The organism is Microbacterium sp. BF1, from assembly GCF_019279095.1.
In the GTDB taxonomy this organism is placed as follows: domain Bacteria; phylum Actinomycetota; class Actinomycetes; order Actinomycetales; family Microbacteriaceae; genus Microbacterium; species Microbacterium maritypicum.
In genome coordinates, this window is the sequence record NZ_JAGYWT010000456.1 from 1 (window position 1) to 1967 (window position 1967).

Annotated in this window: 1 protein-coding gene; it reads left to right on the top strand. The window is 65.9% G+C overall.

Going from position 1 to position 1967, the window contains the following annotated elements:
• The coding region (locus KZA10_RS13570; protein WP_218683142.1) for an excinuclease ABC subunit UvrA at positions 1–1967 on the top strand (1967 nt) is incomplete at both ends.

A 1967-nucleotide genomic window follows, 5' to 3' on the forward strand; every position in this document is an offset into this window, starting at 1 on the left:
ACCGATGAGACCCCCTTCGTTCCGGTCCACTCCCGGCTCACCCTCTCTGAGTCCAAAGCTGCGATCGAAGCAGGCGTGGAGCCGAGCTACTCGGGCACATTCGTCGGAGCTCGCCGGTACATTCTGGACACGTTCGCGAACACGAAGAGCGCCTCGATGAAACGGCGCGTCGCGCAGTTCCTCACCGCTGCGATTTGCCCGGTCTGCGATGGCAAGCGGTTGAAGCCCGAGGCGCTGTCTGTCACGTTCGAAGGATTCGACATCGCCGAATTCTCCCAACTGCCGCTCCGGGAACTTGCCACGATCCTCTCGGGAGTCGTCGCACGGTTGGAGGACCACGAGGCCGCCTCTTCCGATGCTGCCTCTCTGCGTGCCGCGGGGGAAGGGCAGGTCGCTGCTGGCAAGGCTCCCATTGCCCCCTCGCCCGATGTGCGACCCACCGCAAGCCGAGCGCCAGAGAAGCGTGCTGCTGCGGTCCAGCTCGCTTCAGGGGTGTTGCAGCGGCTTCGTCCACTGGTCGATCTGGGACTGGGTTACCTGTCATTGAGCCGGACGACGCCAACGCTGTCGGGCGGCGAGCTACAGAGACTCCGGCTCGCGACGCAACTCAGCTCTGATCTTTTCGGGGTCGTCTACGTCCTCGACGAACCATCGGCGGGACTGCATCCGCAGGACGTGGCGGCGCTCCTCGAGATCCTGGACGGACTCAAGGGGCGAGGGAACAGCCTGTTCATCGTCGAACACTCCGTGGCTGTGATGCGGCACGCGGACTGGCTGGTCGACATCGGCCCCGGCGCCGGTGAACACGGCGGCCGCGTGCTCTACAGCGGCCCACCCGACGGGCTCGCCGATATTGAGGAGTCCGTGACACGCGGATACCTCTTCGGTGGCCGCGGTCTCCCTCTTCGCACACCCCGTGAGGCACGCAGTTGGCTGCGCCTGGAGAACGTGACGCGGAACAACCTGCACGACCTCACGGTCGATATCCCCTTGGGTGTCTTCACCGCCGTTACGGGCGTGTCCGGGGCCGGCAAGTCAAGTCTGGTCAGCCAGGCGCTTCCATTGCTGCTTGGTGATCGCCTTGGCCGGGCTGTCCGGGCCGATGACGAGCCGGTCAGCGACGAGTCACTCCTCTCGGATGCGCCGGAACGTCTCGATGGGCGCGTCGCCGGGCCCGTCACCGGTGTACAGCGGCTGGTCGTCATCGACCAGCGGCCCATTGGCCGGACCCCGCGGTCCAACGTCGCCACCTATACCGGGCTGTTCGATCACGTACGTCGTCGATTTGCAGACACCCCGGAAGCTCGTTCCCGCGGGTACAAGCCTGGCCGATTCTCCTTCAATGTCGCCGGTGGGCGCTGCCCGACCTGCGAGGGCGAGGGATCGGTGATGGTCGAGCTCCTCTTCCTGCCTTCCGTGTACACCGAATGCCCCGACTGCCACGGCACCCGATACAAGGCATCAACGCTCGAGATCACGTGGAGGGGGCACACGGTCGCTGACGTGTTGTCCATGAGCGTCGAGGAGGCGAACCTGTTCTTCGCGGGCGATGAGGAGATCACGCGATCGCTGGCAGCTTTGTCGGATGTCGGACTCGATTACCTCCGGCTGGGTCAACCGGCAACCGAACTCTCCGGGGGTGAAGCGCAGCGTGTCAAGCTCGCGACCGAGCTGCAGCGTGCGCAGCGCGGAGACACGCTGTACGTCTTGGACGAGCCGACATCCGGGCTCCACTGCGCCGATACGGATCGTCTGGTCACGCACCTGCAGACGCTGGTCGATGCGGGCAACACGGTCGTCGCCGCGGAGCTGGACATGCGCGTTATCGCGGTGGCCGATCACGTGATCGATCTTGGCCCCGGCGCGGGCGACGCCGGCGGGACCGTAGTTGCAACTGGCACGCCCGTCCAGGTCGCGGATAAGGGCGTCGGTGCTTCCGCGAGCTACCTCGCCGCCGCACTGCAGGC